This window comes from uncultured Allobosea sp. (assembly GCF_945956895.1).
In the GTDB taxonomy this organism is placed as follows: Bacteria; Pseudomonadota; Alphaproteobacteria; order Rhizobiales; family Beijerinckiaceae; genus Allobosea.
Window position 1 is genome coordinate 13,813 of the sequence record NZ_CAMFJF010000027.1, and the last position, 25,617, is coordinate 39,429.

A 25,617-nucleotide genomic window follows, 5' to 3' on the forward strand; every position below is an offset into this window, starting at 1 on the left:
GAACGCATGGCCGAACGTCTGACAAAGGCGGGAGCCCGAAATGTCTTCTACGGCGGATCGATCTTTTTCTTCGCCATCTTCGTCGGGCTCACGGCCCATAGCCACTGGTTCATGCGGACGACGTCGACCGACGAAGCGACGCTCTCCCCCGCCGTCGCCCGCGGCAAGCATGTCTGGGAGCGCAACTCCTGCATCAACTGCCATACGCTGCTCGGCGAGGGCGCCTATTTCGCGCCCGAACTCGGCAATGTCTGGAAGCGCTACGGCGGCGACAAGGACTCGGCCGGCGCGCGCGAGAGCCTGAAGGCCTGGATGGCGGCCCAGCCAAGCGGGATCGAAGGCCGGCGCCAGATGCCGCAGTTCAACCTGACCGAGCAGGAACTCAACGATCTCGCCGATTTCCTGGAATGGACGAGCCGGATCAAGACCCAGAATTGGCCGCCCAACGATGCCGGCTGAGACATCGCGACAGGAGAGAGCCATGCCAGGCTACAACACCACGAGATACCAGACCCAGAGCGTCGCGATGCTCTATTTCTATGGCGCGCTCGCGCTGTTCATCGCGCAGGTCGCCTTCGGGGCCGTGGCGGGACTGATCTATGTCCTGCCCAATACGCTGTCGGTCATCCTGCCCTTCAACATCGTGCGCATGATCCACACCAACGCCCTGGTGGTCTGGCTGCTGCTCGGCTTCATGGGCTCGACCTACTACCTCTTGCCCGAGGAGGCGCAGACCGAACTCTATAGCCCGAAACTGGCCATAGCGCAGTTCTGGATCTTCTTCATCGCCGCCGCCGTCACGGTGGTCGGCTACTTCTTCCGCATCCATGAGGGGCGGGAGTTCCTGGAGCAGCCCTTCGCAATCAAGGTCGGCATCGTCGTCGTCGTGTTGATGTTCCTGTTCAACATCACCATGACCTCGCTGAAGGGCCGCAAGACCACGGTCACCAACATCCTGCTCTTCGGCCTCTGGGGTCTGGCGCTGTTCTTCCTCTTCGCCTTCTACAACCCGGCCAATCTCGCGCTCGACAAGATGTACTGGTGGTACGTCATCCATCTCTGGGTCGAGGGCGTCTGGGAGCTGATCATGGCTTCCGTGCTGGCCTTCCTGATGATCAAGCTCAACGGCGTCGACCGCGAGGTCGTCGAGAAATGGCTCTATGTCATCGTCGGGCTCGCCCTGTTCTCGGGCATCCTCGGCACCGGCCACCACTATTACTGGATCGGCGCGCCCGGATACTGGCAGTGGATCGGCTCGCTGTTCTCGACGCTGGAGGTCGCGCCCTTCTTCACCATGGTGATCTTCACCGTGCAGATGACCTGGAAGGCCGGCCGCAACCACCCCAACAAGGCCGCGCTGCTCTGGTCGATCGGCTGCTCGGTGATGGCCTTCTTCGGCGCCGGCGTCTGGGGCTTCCTGCACACGCTCTCCTCGGTGAACTACTACACCCACGGCACGCAGGTTACCGCGGCGCACGGCCACCTCGCCTTCTTCGGCGCCTATGTGATGCTGAACCTCGCGATGATGGCCTATGCCATCCCCGAACTGAAGGGCCGCGCGCCCTACAACCAGTGGCTCTCGATCGCCAGCTTCTGGATGATGTGCACGGCCATGTCGGTGATGACCTTCGCGTTGACCTTCGCCGGCGTCGTCCAGGTCCATCTCCAGCGCGTCCTCGGCCAGACCTTCATGGACGTGCAGGACCAGATCGCCCTGTTCTACTGGGTCCGGCTCGGTTCCGGCGTGGTCGTGGTGATCTCCGCGCTGATGTTCGTCTGGGCCGTGCTGGTGCCCGGCCGCGAACACAGCGCCGATCCGATCGCGCTGGCCCAGCCGGCGGAATGACACCCCAGCCCGCCGGCCATCGGGCCGGCGGGCTTCCGTTTCCTTGCCCAAGGATTTCCACGATGAACATGATCTCGCGCCCGCCGATCCCGGCTCCTGCCAAGGATGCGCTCGACATCCCCGCCTATACCGCCTCCGGCAACGAGCGCTTCCTGTTCGAGAAGGCCTGGGAGCGACGCCTGCCGCTGCTGCTCAAGGGCCCGACCGGCTCGGGCAAGACCCGCTTCGTCGCCCATATGGCCGCAAAGCTCGGGCTCCCGCTCTTCACGATCGCCTGCCATGACGATCTCTCGGCTGCCGATCTCACCGGCCGTCACCTGCTCAAGGGCGGCGAGACCGTCTGGGTCGACGGGCCGCTGACGCGGGCGGTGCGCGAGGGCGGCCTCTGCTATCTCGACGAGATCGTCGAGGCCCGCAAGGACGTGGCGGTGGTGCTGCATCCGCTGACCGACGACCGCCGCATCCTGCCGCTGGAGCGCACCGGTGAACTGCTCTCAGCCCCGCCCTCCTTCATGATCGCGGTCTCCTACAACCCCGGCTATCAGAATCTGCTGAAGAACCTGAAGCCCTCGACGCGCCAGCGCTTCGTCTCGATCAGCTTCGACTTCCTGCCGCGCGAGCAGGAGATCGCCGTCGTCGCGCGGGAAAGCGGGCTCGACGAGGCCGCGGTCACGCCGCTGGTCGATCTCGCCCGGCGCCTGCGGACGCTGAAGGGGCAGGACATCGAGGAAGGCGTCTCGACCCGCCTCGTCGTCTATGCCGCGAGCCTGATCGCCGCCGGCCTGCCCCGACAGGAGGCGGTGATGGCCGCGGTCATCGAGCCCCTGACCGATGAGCCGGAGGTTCGGACCGGGCTGGTCGAGATCGCCCGCGCGGTTCTCGTCTAGGAGGCTGCGATGCTGGACTTCCTCGAGCTGGAAGAGACGGTCGGCCGCTTCTGGCACCGGCTGGTCGGCGATACCGCGAGCCTGCCGCATCACCCGCAGGCGGCCGTGACGCTGGCCAGCATGGCGCCGACGCTCGCCGTCTGCTTTCGCGGCTTCGGCGGCGAGCCCGGCGTCAGGATCGTCCCGGCCCGCGAGCGTGCTGCCGGCCACCGGCTCAACCTGCGCCAGCGCGTCGGCCTCGGCGAGGAAAGGCTGGCCCAGGCGCTGCGTACGCCGGACAGCCTGCAACTGCCGGCTGAGATCGCGCTCTTCCCGCAGCCTCAGCTCAACCGCGACCTTTATGTCTGGCTCGCCGCCTGCATGGCCGCGATGCCGCCGCGCCCCGTCACCGAAACTGATCCGCTCCAGCGCGATCTCGCTCAAATCGCCGCCGCACAGCGGCTCGTCGCGAGAGTCCTCGTCACCTTTCCCGGGCTCGACCCGGTCTACCGCCGATTGGCCGACGCCCTGCTCACGAGCCGTCGTCGCGAAGGGCTGCCCGCAACCGAAGCCAGAGTTGAAGCACTGATCCGCGCGCTGCTGGCTGGCGATAACGTGGACATCGCAGCCGAGGACCGGCTCGCCAAGGCTCCGGCCGGCTATCTGCCTGCGCTCGGCGTGCCACTCTGGCCCTTGGCCAGCGCGGCAGCCCCTGCCCGCTCGCGCCGCCGCGACGAGGACCAGCCGCCACCGGCCTCGGCCAAGGCCGAGGAGCAGATGAAGGCCTATGCCGCCAGCCGCGACGAGACGGCCGAGGAATGGCGCGAGCGCAGTCCCTTCGTCCTCAACCGCTTCGAGAAGATCCTGGCGATGTCGGAGATGGTCGCGGTCGACCGCCCCTCAGACGACAGCGAGGAGCACGATCCCGAAGCCGCCGACGAGCTCGACGATATGGTGCTGAGCGAGCGCAAGGGCCGCCCGGCCTCACGCTTCCGCTTCGACCTCGACCTGCCGCCGGAAGCGATGGACGAGACGGCCTTGGCCGGCGCCCTGACCTATCCGGAATGGGATTTCCGCAGCGCCAGCTATCGGGACGATCATTGCCGCGTGCTCGCTGGAATAGCACAGCAGGAGCTGCTCCCCCCGCTGCAGGATGCCGCGACGCGCGCGCTGGTGCGGCAGGTCCGCCGCCAGTTCGAGGCTTTGCGCCCGCTGCGCGAGCCGCAGCGCGGCCAGATCGACGGCCCCGATCTCGATCTCGACGCGGTGGTGCGCCGCCAGGCCGATCTCGCGGCCGGCGGCTCCGGCAGCGACCGCATCCATCTGGCGAGCCGCCCGCAGGCGCATGACCTCGCAGTGACGACGCTGATGGATGTCTCGCTCTCGACCGATTCCTGGTTCGACGATCTGCGCGTACTGGATGTCGAGAAGCAGGCTCTCACCGTCTTCGCCCATGGGCTCGCCGCCTGTGGCGACCATCATGAGATTCTGACCTTCACCTCGCGCCGCCGCGACTGGGTCCGGATCGAGACGGTGAAGCGCTTCGACGAGGCGATGGGGCCGGCGGTCGAGGCGCGCATCGCCGCGCTGAAGCCCGGCTACTATACCCGCATCGGCACCGCGATCCGCCATGCCGCGGCGGGGCTCAAGGCCAGGCCCGATCGGCGCAAGCTCCTGCTCGTCCTGACCGACGGCAAGCCCAACGACATCGACCACTATGAGGGCCGTTTCGCCATGGAAGACACCCGCATGGCGGTGATCGAGGCGCGCCGCGCCGGCATCTGCGTCTTCGCCGTCACGGTCGACCGCGAGTCGCGCGCCTATATTCCGCATCTCTTCGGCCGCAACGGTCACGCCGTGGTCTCCCGGCTCGACCGCCTGCCGGCGGCCTTGCCGGCGATCTACCGCGCGCTCGCCGCGTGAGTGCCCGAAGCCAAAAGAAAGCCCTCATCCTGAGGAGCCATTTCGGCAGAAATGGCGTCTCGAAGGATGTTCCAGGAGGCTCCGGAACCACCTGGAGCATCCTTCGAGACGCAGCCTTCGGCCACTCCTCAGGATGAGGGCTGATATTTTAAGACAATGAGGACATCCGCCATGACCGACGCCCAGATGGGTCTCGTCGTCGCCACGCCCGCGATCATCGTGATGGCCCTGCTGCTCTACCGGATGGGCGTGCTGCAGAAGGGCGGCGTCACCGCCGCCATCATGATGTCGCTCGCCATCGCTGTCCTGCTCTTCCTCGAACAGTGAGACCGGCACAGCCGCGCTGTTTGCGCTTCGGCAAATTGCCGTGGGTACGCTTTCGCTAGGCTGGAGAGCAGCCCGCATCGGGGCCGCAACCGGAGCTCAACCATGACGACCCTGCCCCTCGAACCGCTCGACGTGCGCACCATCCCGCCGGTCGTGCGCCATGCCACGATCTTCGGCATCATGGAGCGGCTCTCCCCGGGCGACGCCTTCAGGATCGTCAACGACCACGATCCCGCGCCGCTGCGCCGCCAGATCGAGGCGCGCTATCCCGGCGCCTATTCCTGGGAATACATCCTTCAGGGTCCGGAGATCTGGCAGGTCGAGATCGGCCGCAACGAAGCGGGCGACGATGACCATGCTGCCGATTGCGGCGGCCATGACGAAGGCCATTCCTGCACCTGCGGCCACTGACCGCGCCGCATTCGGGAGATCGCAGCCATGCCGATGGCATCGCTGTCCCGCTGGACGATAAGCTATTTCGCGGCCGCGCTCGCCTTCCTGCTCGCGGCCGAGGCTCTCGCTGTCGCCGGCCTCGGCTACCCCGCTGCCGGTCTCGCCGAGCCTGCAACGCTCGTCTTCGTTCATCTCGTCGCGATCGGCTGGCTCAGCCTCGCCATGGCCGGCGCGCTCCTGCAATTCGTGCCGGTGCTGGTCTCCCGGCCGCTCGCCTTCCCGCGTCTCGCCCTGCCCGCGCTGTTCGCGCTCATCCTGGGCCTCATCCTGCTCTGTGCCGGCTTCGCAACGCTCGCTGGCTGGATCGAGGCCTCGCTTGACCTGCAGCCGCTGGGCGCCGCATTCCTGCTCTGCGGCTTCTCCCTGCTCGGCCTGATGCTGGTCGTGACGCTGCTGAGCGCGCGGCCCATCGCCCTGTTCGCCCGCTTCGTCCTCACCGGGCTCGCCTGCCTCGCGATCACGGCACTAAGCGGCGCGGCCTTCGCAACGATCCTGTCAGGGCACGGCGACTGGCTCGGCACCGTCGCCCTGCTTCCCGACGGCTTGCCCTTCCACGCCCTGCTCGGCTTCGGCGGCTGGCTCGGGCTCATCGCCGTCGGCGTCAGCTACCGTCTCTTCATCATGTTCATGATGGCGCCGGAGCCGCCTGCACGGCGGGTACGCCCGGTGCTGCTGTTCGCGAGCCTGGGGCTCGGTCTCGCCTTCGCCGGCCTCGCCGCCCCATTTGCCGGCATCGAACCGGGCACCGTGTGGATCGCGGCAGCACTCGCCGTGCTGATCCTGGCCGGCGCCTTCTACGGTCGGGACATCCTCGCCCTCTATCGCGCCCGCCGGCGCAAGGCGCTGGAGATCAACATGCTCGCCAGCATACCGGCCTTCGGCGCGCTCGGCCTCGGGCTCGCGCTGCTACCGATCGCCATCGTCGCCCATGCCGGCGACGGCTTGATCGCGGCGCTCGTCCTCCTCATCGCCTTCGGCTGGCTCGGTGGCTTGACGCTGGCGCAGCTCGTGAAGATCGTCTCCTTCGTGACCTGGCTCGAAACCTATGCGCCCCGGCTCGGGCGCGGCCCGGCGCCGCGCGTCGGCGATCTCGTCGCCATGCCGCGCACCGGCTGGTGGTTCCTGCTCTATTATGGCGGGGTCGTGCTGGGGGTAGCCGCGCTCGCCATCGCCGCGCCGACCGGCTTCCGCCTGGCCATGGCACTTTGCCTCGCCGGCACCGCCGGTATCGTCACCGAACTCGTCGGCATCCGCCGCTTGTCGCAGATCAAGGCCGCCGAGCGGCCGCCGGCGCATGAACGCCCCCGGCTACTGGCCGCGCGGGCTGAGGAAAGGAGACCTGTCCATGTCGAAACCGGAAGCATCGCCCATCCGCGAGCTTGACGTCCGCCCGATGCTGCGGGCCGGCGAGGAGCCGTTCCAGGCGATCATGGACGCCGTCGGGGCGCTTGCGCCAGGTGAGTCCCTGCGCCTCATCGCGCCGTTCCGGCCGGTGCCGCTGTTCTCGGTGATGGCCAATCGCGGCTTCGCTGCCAGCGACCGCCCGCTCGACGGCGGCGATTGGGAGGTCCTGTTCTCGCCCGTAGCCGGCGTGCAGGCCGAAGCCGGGCTCGCCACCGGCAGCAGCCCCTCCGCCCTGTCCTGGGGCGATCCCATCGAGGAGCTCGACCTCGTCGATCTCGAGCCGCCCGAGCCGATGGTCCGCATCCTGGAAGCGCTGGAAGACCTGAAGCCCGGAGACGTGCTGTTCGCTCTGCTCGCCCGCGAGCCAATCTTCCTCTTCCCGGAACTGGCCAAGCGCCAGCACGAATGGGCCGGCAATTTCGACACCTCGGGCTCGACCTATCGCCTGCTCGTGCGTCATGGCGGCGGAAGGGCACACGGATGAGCGTTCATCTGGAGCGCCTGGTCGAGATCGCGCTGCGCGACGTGCTCGACCCCGAGATCGGCCGCAGCGTCGTCGATCTCGGCCTGATCTATGCGATCGCGGCAACGCCGGACGGCAGCGTCGCGATCACCATGACGACGACCACCCGTGGCTGCCCGCTGACCGGCTTTCTGAAGGAAGCCGTGGCCATGGCTGCCGGCGGCGTCGAAGGCGTCACGGCCGTCGCGGTGACGCTGACCTGGGAGCCGGCCTGGGAGCCGGCGATGATCGCCGCCGAGTGACTATCCCGGCCAGGATCGTCAAAGATGTTGTGCTGCAACAAAGACCGATTTCGCCAGGCTCCTAAAGTGCTCATGACCGGTCGAACTCCGGTCTTCTGGCAAGGAGACAAGCCATGGGCCAAGGGCTCAAACTGGGCGAAGAACTCAAACTGACCCGCCGCAGCATTCTGGCGGGAGCGGCAGCCACGGGGGCGATCGTCCAGGCCGCTTCCGCGCCGGCTCAGGCGCAGGCCGTGATGACCAAGGCTACCGCCGCCGATATCGCCAAGCTGCCGCGCGTCAAGCCGAAGCTGGTCGATCCCCCCTTTGTGCATGCGCATGAGCAGATCGCGACCGGCGGGCCGAAGGTCGTCGAGTTCGAGATGACGATCCGTGAGAAGAAGATCGTCCTCGACGAGGCCGGCACCGAGACCTTCGCCTTCACCTTCAACGGCACGGTGCCCGGCCCGCTGATGGTCGTGCACGAGGGCGACTATGTCGAGCTGACGCTGATCAACGCCGAAACCAACGAGCTGATGCACAATATCGACTTCCATTCGTCGACCGGTGCGCTCGGCGGCGGGGCGCTGACGGAGGTCAACCCCGGCGAGCGGGTCGTGCTGCGCTGGAAGGCCACCCGGCAGGGCGTGTTCGTCTACCACTGCGCCCCTCCCGGAATGGTGCCCTGGCACGTCACGGCGGGCATGAACGGCGCCATCATGGTGCTGCCGCGCGACGGGCTGAAGGACGGCCAGGGCAAGGCCCTGAAATACGACAAGGTCTATTATGTCGGCGAGCAGGACTTCTATGTGCCGCGCGACGAGAACGGCAAGTTCAAGCGCTATGCCAGTGTCGGCGAGTCGCATGAGGATGTCGTCAAGGCGATGCGGACGCTGACCCCGAGCCATGTCGTCTTCAACGGCAAGGTCGGCGCGCTGACCGGCAAGAACGCGCTTACCGCCAAGGTCGGCGAGACCGTGCTGATCGTGCATTCGCAGGCCAACCGCGACACGCGGCCCCACCTGATCGGCGGCCATGGCGACTATGTCTGGGCCACCGGCAAGTTCCGCAACCCGCCGGAGCGCGACCTCGAGACCTGGTTCATCCCCGGCGGCTGCGCGGGCGCGGCGCTCTACACCTTCCTGCAGCCGGGCATCTACGCCTATGTCAACCACAACCTGATCGAGGCCTTCGAGCTCGGCGCCGCCGGCCATTTCAAGGTCGAGGGCGAGTGGAACGACGACCTGATGAAGCAGATCCTGGCCCCGGCCGGCATCTGACTTGTCCCCGCCTCCCCGCCGCCCGGCGGGGAGGCCCTTCTTCCCGACAGGGATTCTGATCATGGCCACCACGCTGCGCCCGACGCTGCCGGGGCTGACGACCTCGCTCGGCCTCATGCTCCTCGCTGGAGCCGCCGCCCTCCTGCTGGCCGCGCCGATGCGCCGGCCTGCTCCCAATCTCCCCCTCCCGCAGACGGCGCTCGTGCCGCCCGCGACCCTGCTGCACCGGCTCGACGGCGAATACAGCCGCGCCGGCCGCCCGGTCGATGCGCCGCGTGTCACGGTCAGGATCACGCAGCCGCTCGAAATCATGCGCTATCAGGTGAGCGCCGCCGATTACGCGCGCTGCATCGCAGCCGGCGCCTGCAAGCGCCTCGATAGCCCGGCACCGCGCGGCGACCTGCCGGTGACCGGTGTCAGCCATGCCGATGCCAGCGACTATGCCAATTGGCTGTCGCGCGAGACCGGAGCCGTCTGGCGCCTGCCGACCGATATCGAATGGGCGCAAGCCGCCGGTTCGCGCTTCATCGACGACGCCCGCGGCCTCGACGCCGATGCCTATAATCCGGCCCGGCGCTGGCTCGCCGATTACGAGCGTGAGGCCAACCGCAAGGCGGCGAGCGATCCCGCCCCGCGGCCTGTCGGCAGCTTCGGCGCCAACGAGCACGGCGTCCACGACATCGCCGGCAATGTCTGGGAATGGACGCAGACCTGCCTGCGCCGCGTCTCGCTCGACGCCGCCGGCCGCACGATCGGCGAGACCAGCAATTGCGGCATCTATGTTGTCGAGGGCCAGCACCGCGCGCCGATGACCTTCTTCATCCGCAACCCAAAGGCCGGCGGCTGTTCGGTGGCGACGCCGCCCGACAATCTCGGCTTCCGGCTGGTTCGCGAGCGGAGCTGGCGCGATCGCCTGCCTGCCGGTCTGAACCGGCTTCTGCCGGCATGACCGTCGCGGTCACGAACCGCAGCCTTGATGGCGCGAAGCCGGTTCCCGAAGCCGGCATGGAGCTCCTGCTCTGGATTCTCGTCTGGAGCGAGCTCATCGTCTTCGGCGCCCTGCTCGGCGCCTTCCTGCTGCTCGAATGGCTCGATCCGGCGGCGCTGGCCGCACTGCGCCAGACGCTCGATCTTCCTCTCGCAGGCATAGCGACGGTCGTCCTCGTTTCCAGCGGCTTCTTCGCGGCCACGGCCGCCTCTGGGCGGCAACCACGCGGCAACCTCGTTGCCGCGGCTCTCGGCGGCTTCATCTTCTGCGCCCTCAAGATCGCGGCGTTCGCCCATGAGCTGCCGGCGCTAGCGGCGATGGAGGGGCGCCTCGGCGAACTCTACATGCTCATCGTCGGCTTCCACTTCGCCCATGTCCTGTTCGTCTCCGGCCTGCTGCTGCTGGTCGCCTTGCGGCCGGCTTCGCGCCATGTCGCCGGCGTCGCGACGATCTGGCACCTGATCGACCTCGTCTGGCTGCTGATTCTTCCCGTCGTCTATCTCGGCTGACATGCACTTGCCTCGTGCCCTCCCCCTTCCGGCTGTCCTAGCCGGCCTGCTCATCGCCACGGGCCTGAGCCTGCTTGCGGTTTCCGTCCTGCCCTCCGTCATTCGCGGTCCCGCGATCGCGGCCCTCAGTCTGACGAAAGCGATGCTCATCGTGCTGGGCTTCATGCGGCTGCGGCGTGAAAGCCCCGTGCTTGCTGGCGCGCTTATCGCCTATGCCGCCGTCATCTGCCTGCTGGCAGGCGCCCGGATCGCGCTGGCCGGGCTATCGTGACGCACTTGAACCGCCACGACGATTGCGGTCTTATCGTGCATCCCGCCCGCGCAAGAGCCGGGCGCGGGCACTTTTCAAAGCGCTATAGGAAACAGCATCGTGGCATTGGATCGCAGCGTGCTGCGCAGCATCCCGCTCTTCGCGGCCATGAGCGATGCCCAGCTCGACCGCATGACTGCGCAAGCCAGCGCGCGGCGCATTCCCCAAAGCGAAGCGGTCTTCGAGCAGGGCGATCCGGCAAAGGCCTTCTACCTCCTGCTGCATGGCCGGCTGAAGGTGACGCAGGTGACGCGCGACGGCCAGCAGATCATCGTCAGGGTCGTCCATCCCGGCGACCTGTTCGGCTTCACGCGCGCCCTCAGCCGTTCCGATTATCCGGGAACCGCGACGGCGGCCGTCGACAGCCTCGTGGCGGCATGGCCGAGCGAATCCTGGGACAGTTTCGTCGAACACAATCCGCACCTGGCGATGAACGCGATACGGACCATCGGCCAGCGCCTCGACGAAGCTCATACCCGCATCCGCGAGATGTCGACCGAGGAGGTCGAGCGCCGCGTCGCCCATGCCGTACTGAGACTGATCGACCAGGCCGGGAAGCCTGACGAAACCGGCACCCGCGTCGATTTTCCGATCTCCCGCCGCGACATCGCCGAGATGACGGGGACGACTCTGCACACGGTCTCGCGCATCCTCAGCGCCTGGGAGGCGCAAGGGTTGGTGGAAGGCGGCCGGCAGAAGCTGGTGGTTTGCGATGCCCCCGGGCTGAAGCGGCTGGCCGAGACCATCAAGTAGCGGCCAGCCCGAGCGCGCTCGCCGCGATCTGCGGATCGCCATGCAGCCGCGCGCCGAACCGAAAGGCTCGACCGCCCCCGCTGTCGCCTGGAAACTCCGCGAACGCCGATAGGCGACGGGCCTCTCAGGCCATGGCGACGCCGTTCGGCTCCAGGTCATAGAGGTGGATGAGCTTGGGATCGTCCGCATGCTCGATCAGCATGCGACGGACGCGATCCTGCCAGAGCGTGGCGAAGGTGGAGAGGCCGGCCTCGTCAGCCTCCCCCGCGACGGCCCGCGGCATGACCGCCGCCATCTCCGCCGCATGCGGCACCGCGCTCGTGTCGATATCGACGACGACCCCCAGCCCCGTATCCCGGCGCCGCAGCGCCATGACGCCCTCGATATCGGCGCCGAAGCGAAGCAGGTCGCGCCGGGCAAAGCGTTGCGCCGGGCCGATGCCGTGAAAGCCGGTTTCCGCGGTTGCGCCGGTGAGCAGCGTCACGACCGAAGCGAGGACGCCGGTCGTGCCCTGATCCCGCTCGTCCCGCATCAGCACCTCGACGCCGCCGCGCTCCGGCAACTCCTCGTCATAGAGGTAGGAAAAGCCGTTGACGACCATCAGATAGGCGCCGGCGACGGCCGGGCAGGAATGGCCGGCGAGCCGCACCACATCCTCATAGCCGTAGTCCAATATGCCGTCTTCGCTGGCACCGAGAAAGGCTGCCAGGGGGTCCCTGACCTTCAGGCGGGGAGCCTGCGCGAAAAAGGACGGAAACGTCATGACGCGACCTCGACCTGTCCTACCACGCGGAGCAACCCGGAAGACAACTTCGATCTAGTGAGTTCCATGGGGGTGCTCGTTGCGCTGCCGCAAGCCTCTCGCCGATCACCGCACGATCAGGGCGACCATTCAGGCAGCCGGGCGGCTGACGCCGAAACGCTCCGGATCTGCGGCGAGATCGCGCAGCGAATACCTGTCGAGCTCGGCCAGGAATGCCTCCATCGCTCCGAACAGGATGCCGCGCCAGCGATCGAGGCTCAGCAGTGAGCGCCCCTCCGCCTCGCCAAAACATTCCACGATGGAGAAGGCCGGCTCCGTCGCGCGGATGACCGCGCCCAGCGAGATCTCCTCCGGATGCAGCGCGAGCCCCAGCCCGCCCGAGCGACCGCGCACGCCCTCGAGGAAGTCGTGGCGGACCAGCAGGTTGGCCACCTTCATCAGATGCGTCCGCGAAATGTCGTATGAGGCCGCGGCTTCCTCGACGGTGACCAGGCGGTCGGGATGAGCGGCGGCGAAGATCAGGAGCCGGAGCGCGTATTCACTGAATTGGGTCAACCGCATTCCGGACGTCCGTCGTTTCCATCACGCCCCGGTATTCTTCCATCAATTTGTCGGAGATGCGGCGCGACCGGAGCCGTTGCAGCCTGGTCAGGCCTGTTGAGCGGCCGATGCCGTCTTCGGAGCCACGCGGCTCCCGATCAGCACGCGCCAATAGGCCGTCGCGAAGACGAGGAACGCCAGAGACCAGCACAGGCCGGCGGCATGCAGCAGCGCGGCGGGACCATGGCCGGTCGCCGAGCAGACGCGCGCCACGGCGCCTATCACAACGAGTCCGTAGCAAAGCTGGGTTGCGCCCGTCGCGACAAGGGGACGGCCGGTATGGCCGAGGCTGGCCCGCGACATCACGGCCAGCGTCAGGGTGGCGAAGGCGCCGGCAGTCCAGGCGTGCAGGCCGGCGCCCGGCGCGACGTATCCCAAGCCGGCCAAGCCCGTCAGCGCGAAGCCCGCCGGCACGAAGAGATAGCCGACATGCAGGATGACGAGCAGGGGGTTGCGGAAGGTCCGGTGGCCGGCCCAACGTCCCAATCTGACGAGGTGAAGGCCGGCGGCAAGCATCAGTACGGCACCGATCGCCATGGCGTCCGGCACGGCAACCCAGCAGGCGAGCGCCAAGGCGCTACCGGCGAGGACAGCCTTGTCATAGAGGCCGAACGGAACCGGCATGCGTCCCTTGCCACGTTGCGCCAGCCAATTGCGCGTGAAGCTCGGCACGATGCGTCCGGCGATCAGCATGACCAGCATCAGGACGACGGCGATCGCGAAACGGCGGGCGAAATCGGCGCTGCCGGTCAGCGCCGCTTCGAGATGAAAGGCAAGGTTTGCCGCAAGCAGGAGCCCGATCAGGACCACGACCTTGAGATTGCGCCAGTTGCGACCCGCCACGATCTCGCGCGCGGCCGCCCCTGCCAGCAGCAGGAGGAACAGCGCGTCGATTCCCATGGCCAGCCGCCAGCCGATCAGGGCCGAAGCCGAGACGGCGAGGCGCCCGGCAAGCCATGCGAGGACGAGGACCAGAAGCGGCTTGCCCTGCACGGGCAGCCGACCGGTCCAGTTCGGAATCGCCGTGAGCAAGAAGCCGCCGATGGCGGCCGCCTGGTAGCCGAAGAGCATCTCGTGAACATGCCAGTCCACCGGCGCAAACGCTGTCGGAACAGCGAGATGGCCGGTGACGAAAGGCAGCCAGACCAGGAGCGTCAGGCCGGCCTGCAGAGCCGCCAGAAGAAAGAACGGCCGAAAGCCGTAGGACAGAAGCGCAGGCCCGTCATAGGCCCGCAGTCGCGGTATCGGTGCCATGGGCTCCGTCCTTCCGACGGCCGGACAAGAATCCGGCCGCGCCCGATTGCCGGGTGTCCAGCTACTGCGCCTTGGCGACCTGATTGGCCTTGGCGACCAGATCGGCGAAAACCTGCTTGGCCTTGCCGGGATGCTTGGCGGCCGCGGCGGCTTCCAGGTTGGTCGGCTCGCCGACCACGATCAGCGCGACCATACCCATGCCGTAGTGCGGCTTGCACTTCACGCCATAGACGCCGGCCTCCTTGAAGGTGACGTCGACCTGCTCGTTCATCTTGCCCAGGAAGGGCTCGGAACCGGCCGGCATCATCTCGGGAATGCTCTCGGCGTTATGGCTCTTGTCGGTGGGGACGAATTTCACGGTATCGCCGGGCGCGATCTTTACCAGCGCGGGCTCGAACACCATGGCGCCGGCGGCGCCCTTGTTGAGCATCTTCACCTCGACTTCGGCGGCATTCGCGCCTGTGATCGCCAGCGCCATCAGCGCGCCGGTCAGAACGGTCCTGAACATCTCACTTCTCCATCAGCGCAGCGAACTCATCGGTTTCTCGCTGCACCGCAACACTAGGAGGAGCGAGCTGGCGGCATGTTGCGCTAACGCAAATAGCGGGAGGTTTGAACGGATCTACAGGCCGCGCAGTGCCGACACGGCGGCATCCGCGCTGCGCGTGATTTCGACGAACAGCAGCGCGAACTCCTCGAAAACGGTTCGATCGGCTTCGGCTTCGGTGAGCGCGTCCAACTCCGACAGAAAATGCAGGATCGCGGCTATGCGCTCCTTGTGCTCGCGCGCGGCGGCAAGCCGCCGACGCATGTCGCGTCGGCGTTCCTGCTCGTCGAAGCGGGCAAGTGCTCCATTCAGCGTCTCCCGGCAAGCGCAATCCAGAGCTTCGGGCCCCAGAATCCGCTGCAGCCGCCCGATCAACTGGCTCGCCGAACTCGTCGCGGCGTCCGTCTGGAACCCTTGATCTCCATCGTGCCAGGCTGTCATGGCAGGTTCCTTTCCGCTATCGGCGCAATCTCAGCGCAGCTCGCCCGGGCGGCCGCCGCCCGCGTCGATCCGATTGTGGCCCGGCGCACCGTGCAGGAAACCGTTCGAGAACGGCACCTCCGGATAGATCTCGCCAAGCCGTCCTTCAGCCTCCCGAGGATCGATCCGCTCGTCGACGACGTCGCGGAACAACCGCGCGACCGCCACCATGTCGCAGCATTGCGGGGAGAGGCGCAGCGAAGCCACTCCGGCTCGGCCGAGCGCAGGCAGGTCGCACAGCAGGCTGGCGCAGCTATCCGACAGGGTCTGCACTCCGTTCACCGAAAGAAATCCGGCGCCATCAAGCGTCTTGACGGACATGCCATCGGGATCGTTCTCGCAGACGAAGCGACAATTGTCCTTGGTCAGTCTGTGTGCACGCGCGTGGTAACAGCGCGCCGAGATCGCCAGAGGCACCTTGCCGAAGGCGAAGACCTCGATCGCGAGCTGCGGCACCGCGGCAGCGATGGCCGCAACCGCAGGCAGCGGCAACTCCGGCGGCAGGCAGATGCGCGTGGCGCCGCGCGCGGCCAGAAACCCCGCCGCGGCCTCGTTATAGACATTGACGAAAGGGCCGACGGCGAATGGCCTTTCGCCCAGCGAGGCCAGGCAGGTCAGATCGTTGATCTCGACCTCCGCCTCGGCGACCTGCATCAGCTCGCGGGTCTGGCGGCGCTCGCGCGGCAGCGAGACCAGGATCAGGCTCGCATGCAGCACCCGCTTGCCTGCGCCCTCCAGCCGCTCGATCACGGCGGGGAGGTAGTCCTGCTTGAAGGGCGCGCGTTTGGAGCAGACGGTTTCGCCGACCACCACGACGTCGATCTGCGCCTCGTCCGCCATCCGGTAATAGAAATCCCGCCAGCGCTCCGGTGACCAATGGTAGAGCACAGGCCCGAGGGTAAGCTGCATCGCCTTGTTCCTCTGCGGGGCGCCGGCTAGCGCCAGCTCTTGCGATAGGCTCCGACCGTGCTCGCCTGTCCCTCGGCCATGGCCGCGAGACCGGCGGGCGGAGCGCTGCGGCCCTGGTCGATCTCCGCGAGAATCCTGCGGAAGGAACGCACGACCTCGGCAATATAGGCCCGCCCGCGCTGGCGGCCTTCGATCTTGAAGGCGGTAACGCCGGCATCGCGCAGCGCCGGCAACATCACGGCCGCGTCGAGGCTGACCGGTTCCTCGAATATGTAGCCCGAGCTCTTCGGCGTGACGAAACGGCCCTTGCACAGGGTCGGGTAGCCCGCCGATTCGTCCTTGCCGAAGCTGTTGATGGTGAAGCCGCCCAGGGTCGAGACGATCTGCCCCTCACGCTCGGCATAGGCGACATGGCTCGCCGGCGAGCAGACACCGTTCATGTTCGGCGACTTGCCGGTGGCATAGGAGGAGAGCGAACAGCGCCCCTCCTCCATCACGCAGAGACCGCCGAAGACGAAGACCTCGGTCTCGCAGGCGCTTTCACGCACGATCGAGGCAATCTCCGCGACGTTGAGCACACGCGGCAGCACCACGCGGCGGGCACCGAAGCTCTCGACATAGAAGCGGATCGCATCGGGATTGGCGGCCCCTGCCTGGACCGAGACATGCAGCCGCTGCGCCGGATGGTGGCGCGCGGCATAGTCGAGCGTCGCGAGATCGGCCAGGATCAAGGCATCGGCACCAGCCGCGACGGCATCGTCGATCGCCGCCTGCCAGAGCCCGAAGGAGCCGGCCCGCGCGAAGGTGTTGATCGCGACCAGCACCTTGACGCCACGGCGATGGGCAAAGGCGATGCTCTTCCGCAGCTCCTCGCGCGAGAAATTCAGGCCGGGAAAGTTGCGCGCGTTGGTCTCGTCGCGGAAGCCGCAATAGACCGCATCGGCCCCCGCCTCGACGGCTGCTTCGAGGCTTGCAGGCGTCCCCGCTGGACAGATCAATTCCACGGTTGGCCTCCGACGCCTGGCAAGGTTCGCATCCGCGCGCGCGCGACCTCGGCCAGGCGAGCGCCGACCGGCCCGAGGCCGCCAAGGAGAACCTTGCCGAAATCGATGCGGGCGTCGTCGATGGCATTGCGCAGCGCGAGCGACGCCGCGACATCGCCTTCCACCCAGAGCACGCGCGAGAAAAACAGGGCATCGCCATCGAGTGTGCCCTCGGCCATGCCGATCAACCCGGCCAACGGGCCGCGGATACTGGCATCGAGCCCCCCCGGCAACACGCGGACCGCGCGCACCAGCGGCCGGCCGGGGCGCGGCTCCAGCACGAAGGAGAAGGGCAGATCGGTCGGATCGAGGCCGAAGCGCTTCTCGGCGTGTTCGCCGAGGCGGTCGTAGAGATCGGGATGGGCGCGGCCGATGCGGGCGAGCATCAACGCCAGAACCGGCTGCAGGGGCGCGAGCGGCAGCGGCTCCATCGCTCGCGACAGCCATTGCGGCAATCGCGGCGGTGTCACCCGCGATCCTGTCGTCTCCGGTTCCGGCATCGCTTACCTCCAGCCCCAAGATTAGGCCGGCAGCCGCACCGCTCGTTGCGCCCGCGCAAAGACGGCAGCGATCGCGGCAGGCGATGGTCCGGCAACCGGAGCCCCTGCCCTTGCCGATCCGCGACCTGCCCCGCTTCCGCCACCTCAATGCCTTCCTCGCCCATCTCGACGCCCACGGGCAGGTCCGACGCATCGCCGAGCCGGTCAGCGTCGTGCACGAAATCACCGAGATCCATCGCCGCGTCATTGCCGATAACGGCCCTGCGCTGCTGTTCGAGCGGCCTCTGCTGCCGGACGGAACGGCTTCTTCCGTGCCGCTCGTCACCAACCTGTTCGGCACGGTCGAGCGCGTCGCCTGGGGTCTCGGCGTCGAGATGGGAAACCTGCCGGCGCTCGGCGGCAAGCTCGCCGAACTGCGCGAGCCGAGGCCGCCACGCGGATTGAATGAAGCCTGGCAGGCGCTTCCGCTGGCCCGCGCGGCGCTCGCGATGCGTCCGCGCGAATGCCGGCGGGCGCCGGTGCAGGACCTCGTCTTCCGGGGCGAGGGAATCGACCTGACGGCGCTGCCGGTGCAGCTCTGCTGGCCCGGCGAGCCCGCGCCGCTGATAACCTGGCCGCTGGTGCTGACCGTGCCGCCCGAGCCCGCGCCGGGAGACGAGAGCAATCTCGGCGTCTACCGGATGCAGGTGCTCGGGCGCGACCGCGCCATCCTGCGCTGGCTCGCCCATCGCGGCGGAGCGCGCCACCACGCGCAATGGCGTAGGCTTGGCCGCGAGATGCCGGTCGCGGTGGTGATCGGCGCCGATCCGGCGACGATCCTCTCCGCCGTGCTGCCCTTGCCGGAGACGTTGCCGGAACTACGCTTCTCAGGCCTGCTGCGCGGCGAACGGCCGGCACTTGTCCCTTGCGTCAGCGTTCCGCTGCTGGTGCCGGCCGAGGCCGAGATCGTGATCGAAGGCTTCGTTTCACCGGACGAGACCGCGCCGGAAGGCCCCTATGGCGACCACACCGGCTATTACAACTCCGTCGAGCCGTTCCCGGTGATGCGGGTGACCGCGGTGACGATGCGGCGGGCGCCGCTCTATCTCTCGACCTTCACCGGCCGGGCGCCGGACGAGCCCTCGCGCATCGGCGAGGCGCTCAATGTCCTGTTCTTGCCATTGCTGCAGCGGCAGTTCCCGGAGGTCGTGGATGTCTGGCTGCCGCCGGAAGCCTGCTCCTACCGGATCGCCGTCGTCGCCATCGCAAAGCGCTACCCCGGCCAGGCGCGGCGGTTGATGCTCGGCCTGTGGTCGCTGCTGCCGCAATTCAGCTACACCAAGCTCATCATCATCGTGGACGCCGATATCGACCCGCGCGACTGGGCGCAGGTGATGTGGGCGGTCGCGACCCGCGCCGATGCCGGCCGCGATCTCGTCACGCTCACGGACACGCCGATCGACTATCTCGACTTCGCCTCGCCGAAGCCGGGACTGGGCGGCAAGCTCGGCATCGACGCCACCAACAAGCTGCCGCCCGAGACAGAGCGGGAATGGGGCCGGCCGATGGCGATGGACCCGGCCGTCTGCGCCCGGATCGATGCGCTCTGGGCCTCGCTTGGACTGGCGCCGGGATCGGAGGTGAAGCGATGATCCGGCCGCAGCGTGTCATCGTCGGGATCAGCGGCGCCTCGGGCGCCGCGATCGGGCTCAGGGTGCTGGAAAGGCTGGCCGAGGCCGGCACGATCGAGACGCATCTGGTGATCTCGCCCGCGGCGGAACGGACGCTCGCGACCGAGATCGATCCGGACGCTCCGGCACGGGCACGCGCGCTGGCGGCGCAGTGCCACGATCATCGCGATATCGGTGCCAGCATCGCCAGCGGCTCGTTCCGGACGGCCGGGATGATCGTCGCGCCCTGCTCGATGCGCAGTCTCTGCGCGATCGCTTATGGCCAGCTCGGCGACCTCCTGACCCGCGCCGCCGATGTCCAGCTCAAGGAGCGGCGCCGGCTGGTGCTGGTAGTGCGGGAAAGCCCGCTGCACCTCGGCCACCTGCGCGCCATGGCGCAGGTCACGGAGTACGGTGCGATCATCGCGCCGCCCGTTCCGGCGTTCTATCTGAAGCCGTGCGATATCGCGGAGATCGTCGACCAGATTGCCTTGCGCGCCATTGGGCTGATGAACCCGGACCTCGGGTCGGCAGCTCCCAGCGAATGGCAAGGTGTTTGAGCGGGGTGGGAGAGCGGGCATCTCCGCCTGCATGAGCAGGATGTCACGCATCGGCCTCGATTTTGGAATCTCACTGGCCACGCTGTTCACGCCAGGCGGTCGCGTGATGGCGCAGGCCCCGGAAACCCGGCATGTCGCATGTCGGCATGGGATGCCGGCTGGTTCATGGCCACGAAGCATGGTCCCCTGTTTTCCGCGTTCTGCGATCGAGCTGTGCGGCGCATCTTTGCAGCATGTCAAAGAAGGCAATCGGCCGATGGAGTAGGCAAGGGCCTCCTGAACAATCGACCGGAGCTGCGCCATGCGGGCCACGCCATATCGAGACGAACGGCTTCCGCGCTACACGAGCTATCCGACGGCCCCCCACTTTCAGCCAGATGTCGACGGCCCATCCTATGCGAACTGGCTGAAGGCGCTGGCAGCAGGGACCACGACATCGCTCTACCTGCATGTGCCGTTCTGCCGTTCGATGTGCTGGTATTGCGGCTGTCACACCACGGTGGCGCTGCGCAACGGCCCGATCATCGACTATCTCGCGGCGCTCCGTGGCGAAATCGCGCTTGTCGCGGAGCATCTGTCGGCGCCTGTCGACGTGCGGCACATCCATTTCGGCGGGGGCACGCCGACGATCCTCGAACCGGCGGATTTCGTCGCGCTCGTCGGGCTGCTGCGCCAGCATTTCGGGATTCACCCCGAAGCCGAGATCGCGGTCGAGATCGACCCGCGCCGCCTCGCGCCCGCCATGACGGCAGCGCTGGCGGCGGCCGGCGTCAACCGGGCGAGCCTCGGGGTGCAGAGCTTCGATCCCGACGTGCAGAAGGCGATCAACCGCATTCAGAGCGTCGAGCAGACCGCCGCCGTGGTTGCAGGGCTGCGCGGCGCGGGCATCGGTTCTGTGAGCTTCGACCTGATCTACGGCCTGCCGAAGCAGACCGTGCAATCCTGCGTCGACACCGTCGAGCAATGCCTGGCGATGCGGCCGGACCGGTTCTCGATCTTCGGTTACGCCCATGTCCCGGAGTTCAAGAAGCACCAGCGCCGGATCGCGACGGAGGACCTGCCGGGTGGCGAGGCGCGGCATGAGCAGGCGGAAGCAATGGCACGCAGTCTCGTTGCCGCAGGCTATGTCAGCATCGGGCTCGATCACTTCGCGCGGCCGGAGGACCCTATGGCCAGGGCGCTGTCGCAGGGCCGGCTGCATCGCAATTTCCAGGGCTACACCACCGATCCGTGCGAGGCGTTGATCGGCTTCGGCGCGTCGGCGATCGGGCGCCTGCCCCAGGGCTATGTGCAGAACGAGGTGGTGATCGGCCGCTATGCCGAGCGGGTCGCAGACAGCAAGCTGCCGACCGCGAGAGGCTATCGCCTGACCCCGGAGGACAGGCTGCGCGCGGAGCTGATCGAGCGCGTGATGTGCGACCTCACAGTCGACATCGATGCCGTTTGTGCCCGGCATACCGTCGATTCCGGCGTGCTCGCGCCGTCGCGCTGCGCGCTGGAACGTCTCGCGCAGGAGGGTGTGGTGGATTTCGACGGCAGCCGCGTGCTGCTGCCGGAGGACGCACGTCTGTTCGTCCGCAAGGTCGCCTCGACCTTCGACGCTCATCTTGATCAGGCGCCGCGGCAGTACAGCCGTGCCGTCTGAGCGTCGCTTGGCGCGGAATGCCGTAAGAAAGTGCAATAGGATCGCGCGTCGGCGCCGGCATGACCTTCATTGATCGGGGCAGCCTGGAAGGCGTCGAAAAGGTCGACGATCCTTCATCCGGGGAAGAAAACGGGGATAGAGCTTTCCCACTTTTGAGCCGGGTTGATGCCGCTCATTGGCAGCTCGTCCCGGAAGCACCGACGCGGGAAATGATCAACGCATCGATATCCGCGATGCGCAAACGCCGCAAACGTGCTTGCTGGGTTGCTGAGAAGCAGAAGCATGCGTGGCGGCTTGCCGCTGCCCCTCACTGGGATATTGCGAAGCCATCATCTGGCGTGACGTTCGGCGTTGACAAGGGTGGCGCCCCATTCCCCCTTCCCGCTGACCGATGAGCTAGCCGCGCTCCAACCACCTTTCATGGTTGGCCGGACGACGCCGCGCGGATCAAGCCCAGCCAGATTCAGAGTTTCCACAGCCGGCCCTCTCCCGACCTTCGGAAGATCCGCATGCGGGCAATGCGTTCCACCAGCCACCCAGGACCAACATCCGCGCTCTGTCGACGCGCGCTCGCAGGCTTCCGGTCGTCCGCTCGACGGTGGCGGAAGCTGTATCGAGCTCGATTGTGCCTATCCTCGAACGCCTCATCGCGAGGGATCGCGGCTCTGCAAATGCCCGCGAGGCAAACCCTGACCGCCGAATGAACCGAGGGCGCCGAGCTTTCGATGCGGATTGCAGAACCGCGAGACCGGCCAGTCTCACCCGTCATGGACCGAGCGATGCCTGATCAGCAGGATCGCGAGGATCGTCAGGGCGCAACAGGCCATGAGATAGGCCGCGACAAAGGTCGGCTTGCCGTCCGCTGCGGCAACCAGCGAGGCTGCGATGAGCGGAGTGGGGCCGGCGATGAGCACGCCGTTCAGCTCCCGCGACATGGCCAGTCCCGAGAAGCGATAGCGCGTCGGGAACAGGTTCGCGAGGAAGGCACCCTGCGCTCCCGCCATCGCCCCGAAGCCGATGCAGAATCAAAGAGCTAGCGTATCGGACTGAATACGACATTCAGTCCGATACGCTCATGTCAGCTTGCGGGAATTAACCGAGGCTCCGCTTCTGGCGCAGGCCAGGCGCGACTCACGACAATGAGCTTGGCTCTGGGCTGAATGACTGTGGCCTGCTACCGGAAGGCGGTGGGCTTCATCCAGGGGCGCCGCAACTCGGTTGTCGCCCTGAACCGAGCGATCTCGATCGAGAATGAGCGCGTGACGTCAATATCGTCCCAGCCATTGAGCAACTGCTCGCGCCAGACGGGATCGATCGTGAACGCGACATAGCGGTTGCCCCATGCCACCCGCTGCGCCTCAAGATCGACCCCGACCGCCAGATCGGACGTCGCAGCCAGGGCCGCGAGAAGGTCTTCGACATCTGCCTCGTCCAGCACCGCCGGCAGCAGCCCGTTCTTCACGGCGTTGGAGGCGAAGATGTCGCCGTAGGTCGGTGCCAGAATGATCCGGATTCCATGATCGGCCAGGGCATAGACCGCGGCCTCGCGCGAGGAGCCGGAGCCGAAATTGCGACGCGCGACCAGGATCGGCGCGCTGCGCCCGGGCTCGCGATTGAGCGGGAAGTCCGGCTTGTCGGCTCCGGCCGCGTCGCGGCGCAGATCGTGCAGCAGGAAGCCGCCATAGCCTTCCGATCGCGGCCGCTTCATGAACCGAGCCGGGATCAATTGATCCGTATCGACATTGGCGAGCCCGAGTGGGCAGGCATGGCCGAGCACCTGCGTCAAAGGCTTCACGACCGGCCCTCCAGCATCGGGCGCACATCCGCCAGTCTGCCTGCCACGGCAGCGGCCGCGACCATGGCGGGCGACATCAGATGGGTGCGTGCGCCCGGCCCCTGCCGGCCTCGAAAATTGCGGTTGGTGGTGGAGGCGCAGCGCTCGCCGGTCGGCACGCTGTCGCCGTTCATGCCAACGCACATCGAGCAGCCGGATTCGACCCAGTCGAGCCCGGCCTCGACGAAGATGCGGTCGAGCCCCTCCTCCTCCGCCTGCTGCTTGACTTGCGCCGAGCCTGGCGAGACCAGCCCCGGCACCTTGGCCTTGCGGCCGGCCAGGACGCTTGCCGCCGCGCGCAGATCTTCGATACGTGCGTTGGTGCAGGATCCGATGAAGACGCGGTCGATCGGGATCTCGGCAAGCTTCTGCCCGGCCCGCAGGCCCATATAGTCGAGCGCGTCGCGCATCGTCGTAGCACGCCCCTCATCGGCCTCGCGCGCCGGATCCGGCACTGCGGCATCGATCGGCAGGGCGTCTTCCGGGCTCGTCCCCCAGGTCACGACCGGAGCGATGCGGCTCGCATCCAGGGAGATCTCGCGATCGAATTCGGCATTGGCCTCGCTCGGCAGGCGCCACCAGCTCTCGACCGCCTGCTGGAACAGGGCGCCTCTTGGTGCGAAAGGCCGTCCTTCGATCCAGCGGAAGGTCGTCTCGTCCGGCGCGATCAGCCCGCAGCGCGCCCCGGCCTCGATCGACATGTTGCATATGGTCATCCGCCCGGCCATCGGCAGCGCCCGCACGGCGGCGCCGGCATATTCCACCGCATGACCGCGCGCTCCGTCCGCACCAATCGTCGCGATGATGGACAGGATGAAGTCCTTGGCGCCGACACCGGCGATCGGCGTGCCGTCGATGGTGATGCGCATGCGCTTCGGCTTCTTCTGCCAAAGCGTCTGCGTCATCAGAACGTGCGCGACTTCCGAAGCCCCGATACCGAAGGCATAGGCGCCGAAGGCGCCATGCGTCGAGGTGTGGCTGTCGCCACAGACCATCGTCAGCCCCGGCAGGGTCAGCCCCTGCTCGGGCCCGACCACATGCACGATGCCCTGGCGCGGGTCGTGCATGCCGAAGAGCTCGATGCCGTGCCGGGCCGTGTTGGTGCCGAGATCGTCGATCATCCGGGCGATCTCGGGATTGGCGACATGGTCGCGGTCTCGCGTCGGAACGTAATGGTCGGCGACGCCGAAGGTCAGCCCCGGCTCCGCCACGTTACCACCGCGGGCCTCGAGCTGGCTGAAGGCGTGGAAGGATCCCTCATGCACGAAATGCCGGTCGATCCAGAGCAGCGCGTCGCCCGATGGCCGCTCCACCACGACATGGTCGTCCCAGAGCTTGTCGAACAGGGCGCGCGGCGCCCGTGTTGCCTGTGCCGTGCCCGCTGATGCCGTCATCGCAATCTCCACTCAGCGAAACATAGCGTTCCGCCGGCTTGACGCAAGCCAGTTGTTCTATACGCTAGACAACTAGCTGTCCGATGAGTCAGTCAGAAAGCGAACTGCAAGGGTTGCGAGTGGACGCTTCGCTAGAGCCATTGAAGGCGAGACGGCTGGCGCTGCTGCTGCGCGAACGCATCGCCAGCGGCGAAATCGCTCCGGGCTCGCGCCTGGCGAGCGAGCCCGCCCTGGCGCTGGAGCACGGTGTCTCGCGCGTCACCGTGCGCCGCGCGCTCGACAGCCTGGCCGCGGACGGGCTCATCGATCGCCGTGTCGGCGCCGGCACCTTCGTGCGCGAAGCCGACGCGCCCAAGCCCATCGTCGCCGATTTCGCCAATATGCTGACCCATCTCGTCGAGATGGGCCGCCGCACCGGGGTGCGGCTGATCTCCTTCGCCTATGCGCAGCCTCCGGAGGCGGTGGCGCAGGCGCTCGGGCTCGCCGCCGGCGAGCGCACGCAGCGCTCGGTGCGCGTGCGTCTCATCGACGGCCAGCCCTTCTCCTATCTCACCACGCATGTGCCCGAGCGCATCGGCCTGACCTATTCCGAGAGCGACCTCGCCAGCGTGCCGCTGCTCGCCTTGCTGGAGCGCTCCGGCGCGGCTGTGGACCGCGCCAGCCAGACGATCAGCGCGACCCTGGCCAGCCCGGACGTCGCAGAGGCGCTGGCGCTCGAGATCGGCTCGCCCCTGCTCTCGCTGACACGCGTCGTCTTCGGACCGGACGGGCGCGGCGTCGAGCATCTCCATGCGCTGTACCGGCCGGATCGCTACTCCTTCCAGATGGAATTGCACCGCGCCGGTGCCGATGGAGACAGGCGCTGGTCGCCGGTGCCGAGCCGCGGCGCCGGGAGGGACGGCGAGGCCTGCCCCTGGGCGCCTTCGACCGTGGCGGAAGGCTGAGCGCCGTGACGGGACCGCCAACGCGACGACTTCATCCATGCCGAGCGCGAGAGATGGGGCAGCCTGATCCGCAAGCGTGACCCAAGGCCGAC

General features: G+C 67.5%; 30 protein-coding genes. 19 read left to right on the forward strand and 11 right to left on the reverse strand.

Annotation, left to right across the window (positions count from 1 at the left end; translation table 11 throughout):
• Positions 1 to 6: 6 nt before the first annotated feature.
• The 14 genes from Q0Q02_RS15090 to Q0Q02_RS15155 all read left to right on the forward strand — a co-directional run bounded on the left by Q0Q02_RS15090 (position 7) and on the right by Q0Q02_RS15155 (position 11,403).
• Complete coding sequence (locus Q0Q02_RS15090; protein WP_293810565.1) at positions 7 to 459, forward strand: cytochrome c; 453 nt, start codon at positions 7 to 9, stop codon at positions 457 to 459.
• Between the two features lie 22 nt (positions 460 to 481).
• On the forward strand, positions 482 to 1,846 hold the full coding sequence (locus tag Q0Q02_RS15095) for a cbb3-type cytochrome c oxidase subunit I (protein ID WP_293810566.1): 1,365 nt from the start codon (positions 482 to 484) through the stop codon (positions 1,844 to 1,846).
• Positions 1,847 to 1,908: 62 nt separating this feature from the next.
• A complete protein-coding gene (locus tag Q0Q02_RS15100; protein WP_293810567.1) occupies positions 1,909 to 2,733 on the forward strand; it encodes an AAA family ATPase in 825 nt (274 codons plus the stop codon).
• 9 nt (positions 2,734 to 2,742) lie between these two features.
• Positions 2,743 to 4,635, forward strand: coding sequence for a VWA domain-containing protein (locus Q0Q02_RS15105; protein WP_293810568.1), 1,893 nt, complete (start codon positions 2,743 to 2,745; stop codon positions 4,633 to 4,635).
• Between the two features lie 171 nt (positions 4,636 to 4,806).
• Positions 4,807 to 4,962: a hypothetical protein gene (locus Q0Q02_RS15110; RefSeq protein ID WP_293810569.1), complete on the forward strand. Its 156-nt coding sequence runs from the start codon at positions 4,807 to 4,809 to the stop codon at positions 4,960 to 4,962.
• A gap of 102 nt (positions 4,963 to 5,064) precedes the next feature.
• Positions 5,065 to 5,373, forward strand: coding sequence for a DUF2249 domain-containing protein (locus tag Q0Q02_RS15115; RefSeq protein ID WP_293810570.1), 309 nt, complete (start codon positions 5,065 to 5,067; stop codon positions 5,371 to 5,373).
• 27 nt (positions 5,374 to 5,400) lie between these two features.
• Complete coding sequence (locus Q0Q02_RS15120; RefSeq protein ID WP_293810571.1) at positions 5,401 to 6,798, forward strand: hypothetical protein; 1,398 nt, start codon at positions 5,401 to 5,403, stop codon at positions 6,796 to 6,798.
• Positions 6,761 to 7,303, forward strand: a complete 543-nt coding sequence (locus Q0Q02_RS15125; RefSeq protein WP_293810572.1) for a DUF2249 domain-containing protein — start codon at positions 6,761 to 6,763, stop codon at positions 7,301 to 7,303. The genes Q0Q02_RS15120 and Q0Q02_RS15125 overlap by 38 nt, the downstream gene beginning before the upstream one ends.
• On the forward strand, positions 7,300 to 7,584 hold the full coding sequence (locus Q0Q02_RS15130; protein WP_293810573.1) for an iron-sulfur cluster assembly protein: 285 nt from the start codon (positions 7,300 to 7,302) through the stop codon (positions 7,582 to 7,584). The genes Q0Q02_RS15125 and Q0Q02_RS15130 overlap by 4 nt, the downstream gene beginning before the upstream one ends.
• Positions 7,585 to 7,715: 131 nt before the next feature.
• On the forward strand, positions 7,716 to 8,843 hold the full coding sequence (gene nirK / locus Q0Q02_RS15135) for a copper-containing nitrite reductase (protein ID WP_293810605.1): 1,128 nt from the start codon (positions 7,716 to 7,718) through the stop codon (positions 8,841 to 8,843).
• A gap of 61 nt (positions 8,844 to 8,904) precedes the next feature.
• Positions 8,905 to 9,792, forward strand: coding sequence for an SUMF1/EgtB/PvdO family nonheme iron enzyme (locus Q0Q02_RS15140; protein ID WP_293810574.1), 888 nt, complete (start codon positions 8,905 to 8,907; stop codon positions 9,790 to 9,792).
• Positions 9,789 to 10,340 carry a cytochrome c oxidase subunit 3 family protein gene (locus Q0Q02_RS15145; RefSeq protein WP_293810575.1) on the forward strand — a complete coding sequence of 184 codons (552 nt, stop codon included), beginning with the start codon at positions 9,789 to 9,791 and terminating at the stop codon, positions 10,338 to 10,340. Before Q0Q02_RS15140 ends, Q0Q02_RS15145 begins: the two co-directional genes overlap by 4 nt.
• Positions 10,341 to 10,347: 7 nt before the next feature.
• Positions 10,348 to 10,611: a cytochrome C oxidase subunit IV family protein gene (locus Q0Q02_RS15150; protein WP_293810576.1), complete on the forward strand. Its 264-nt coding sequence runs from the start codon at positions 10,348 to 10,350 to the stop codon at positions 10,609 to 10,611.
• Positions 10,612 to 10,710: 99 nt separating this feature from the next.
• Positions 10,711 to 11,403 carry a Crp/Fnr family transcriptional regulator gene (locus Q0Q02_RS15155; protein WP_293810577.1) on the forward strand — a complete coding sequence of 231 codons (693 nt, stop codon included), beginning with the start codon at positions 10,711 to 10,713 and terminating at the stop codon, positions 11,401 to 11,403.
• A 124-nt stretch (positions 11,404 to 11,527) separates the two neighbouring features.
• Here the strand turns inward: Q0Q02_RS15155 and Q0Q02_RS15160 are convergent, their stop codons facing one another.
• From Q0Q02_RS15160 to Q0Q02_RS15195, 8 genes are all read right to left on the reverse strand, one after another.
• A complete protein-coding gene (locus tag Q0Q02_RS15160; RefSeq protein WP_293810578.1) occupies positions 11,528 to 12,166 on the reverse strand; it encodes a hypothetical protein in 639 nt (212 codons plus the stop codon).
• 129 nt (positions 12,167 to 12,295) lie between these two features.
• Positions 12,296 to 12,727: an Rrf2 family transcriptional regulator gene (locus Q0Q02_RS15165; protein ID WP_293810579.1), complete on the reverse strand. Its 432-nt coding sequence runs from the start codon at positions 12,725 to 12,727 to the stop codon at positions 12,296 to 12,298.
• An 87-nt stretch (positions 12,728 to 12,814) separates the two neighbouring features.
• On the reverse strand, positions 12,815 to 14,020 hold the full coding sequence (locus tag Q0Q02_RS15170; protein WP_293810580.1) for an NnrS family protein: 1,206 nt from the start codon (positions 14,018 to 14,020) through the stop codon (positions 12,815 to 12,817).
• Positions 14,021 to 14,081: 61 nt separating this feature from the next.
• Positions 14,082 to 14,528 carry a pseudoazurin gene (locus Q0Q02_RS15175; protein WP_293810581.1) on the reverse strand — a complete coding sequence of 149 codons (447 nt, stop codon included), beginning with the start codon at positions 14,526 to 14,528 and terminating at the stop codon, positions 14,082 to 14,084.
• A 114-nt stretch (positions 14,529 to 14,642) separates the two neighbouring features.
• Positions 14,643 to 15,008 (reverse strand): hypothetical protein, encoded by a 366-nt coding sequence (locus tag Q0Q02_RS15180; RefSeq protein WP_293810582.1) that lies wholly within the window; start codon positions 15,006 to 15,008, stop codon positions 14,643 to 14,645.
• A gap of 30 nt (positions 15,009 to 15,038) precedes the next feature.
• Entirely contained in the window at positions 15,039 to 15,956 is a 918-nt protein-coding gene (locus Q0Q02_RS15185) for a U32 family peptidase (protein WP_293810583.1), read from the reverse strand.
• Positions 15,957 to 15,982: 26 nt separating this feature from the next.
• Entirely contained in the window at positions 15,983 to 16,960 is a 978-nt protein-coding gene (locus tag Q0Q02_RS15190) for a peptidase U32 family protein (RefSeq protein WP_293810584.1), read from the reverse strand.
• On the reverse strand, positions 16,951 to 17,499 hold the full coding sequence (locus Q0Q02_RS15195; RefSeq protein WP_293810585.1) for an SCP2 sterol-binding domain-containing protein: 549 nt from the start codon (positions 17,497 to 17,499) through the stop codon (positions 16,951 to 16,953). The genes Q0Q02_RS15190 and Q0Q02_RS15195 overlap by 10 nt, the downstream gene beginning before the upstream one ends.
• Before the next feature lie 83 nt (positions 17,500 to 17,582).
• Here Q0Q02_RS15195 and Q0Q02_RS15200 point away from each other — a divergent pair, with 83 nt between their 5' ends.
• The 4 genes from Q0Q02_RS15200 to Q0Q02_RS15215 all read left to right on the forward strand — a co-directional run bounded on the left by Q0Q02_RS15200 (position 17,583) and on the right by Q0Q02_RS15215 (position 21,748).
• Positions 17,583 to 19,130: a UbiD family decarboxylase gene (locus Q0Q02_RS15200; protein WP_293810586.1), complete on the forward strand. Its 1,548-nt coding sequence runs from the start codon at positions 17,583 to 17,585 to the stop codon at positions 19,128 to 19,130.
• Entirely contained in the window at positions 19,127 to 19,708 is a 582-nt protein-coding gene (locus tag Q0Q02_RS15205) for a UbiX family flavin prenyltransferase (protein WP_293810587.1), read from the forward strand. Before Q0Q02_RS15200 ends, Q0Q02_RS15205 begins: the two co-directional genes overlap by 4 nt.
• 301 nt (positions 19,709 to 20,009) lie before the next feature.
• Complete coding sequence (gene hemN / locus Q0Q02_RS15210) at positions 20,010 to 21,353, forward strand: oxygen-independent coproporphyrinogen III oxidase (protein ID WP_293810588.1); 1,344 nt, start codon at positions 20,010 to 20,012, stop codon at positions 21,351 to 21,353.
• Between the two features lie 59 nt (positions 21,354 to 21,412).
• Positions 21,413 to 21,748 carry a hypothetical protein gene (locus Q0Q02_RS15215; protein WP_293810589.1) on the forward strand — a complete coding sequence of 112 codons (336 nt, stop codon included), beginning with the start codon at positions 21,413 to 21,415 and terminating at the stop codon, positions 21,746 to 21,748.
• A gap of 363 nt (positions 21,749 to 22,111) precedes the next feature.
• Here the strand turns inward: Q0Q02_RS15215 and Q0Q02_RS15220 are convergent, their stop codons facing one another.
• The 3 genes from Q0Q02_RS15220 to leuC form a co-directional block, all read right to left on the reverse strand.
• A complete protein-coding gene (locus Q0Q02_RS15220) occupies positions 22,112 to 22,357 on the reverse strand; it encodes a hypothetical protein (RefSeq protein ID WP_293810590.1) in 246 nt (81 codons plus the stop codon).
• A 170-nt stretch (positions 22,358 to 22,527) separates the two neighbouring features.
• Positions 22,528 to 23,148, reverse strand: a complete 621-nt coding sequence (gene leuD, locus Q0Q02_RS15225) for a 3-isopropylmalate dehydratase small subunit (RefSeq protein WP_293810591.1) — start codon at positions 23,146 to 23,148, stop codon at positions 22,528 to 22,530.
• Entirely contained in the window at positions 23,145 to 24,581 is a 1,437-nt protein-coding gene (gene leuC, locus Q0Q02_RS15230; RefSeq protein WP_293810592.1) for a 3-isopropylmalate dehydratase large subunit, read from the reverse strand. Before leuC ends, leuD begins: the two co-directional genes overlap by 4 nt.
• Before the next feature lie 119 nt (positions 24,582 to 24,700).
• Between leuC and Q0Q02_RS15235 the strand changes: the two genes are divergently transcribed.
• Positions 24,701 to 25,525, forward strand: a complete 825-nt coding sequence (locus Q0Q02_RS15235) for a GntR family transcriptional regulator (protein WP_293810593.1) — start codon at positions 24,701 to 24,703, stop codon at positions 25,523 to 25,525.
• Positions 25,526 to 25,617: the final 92 nt, after the last annotated feature.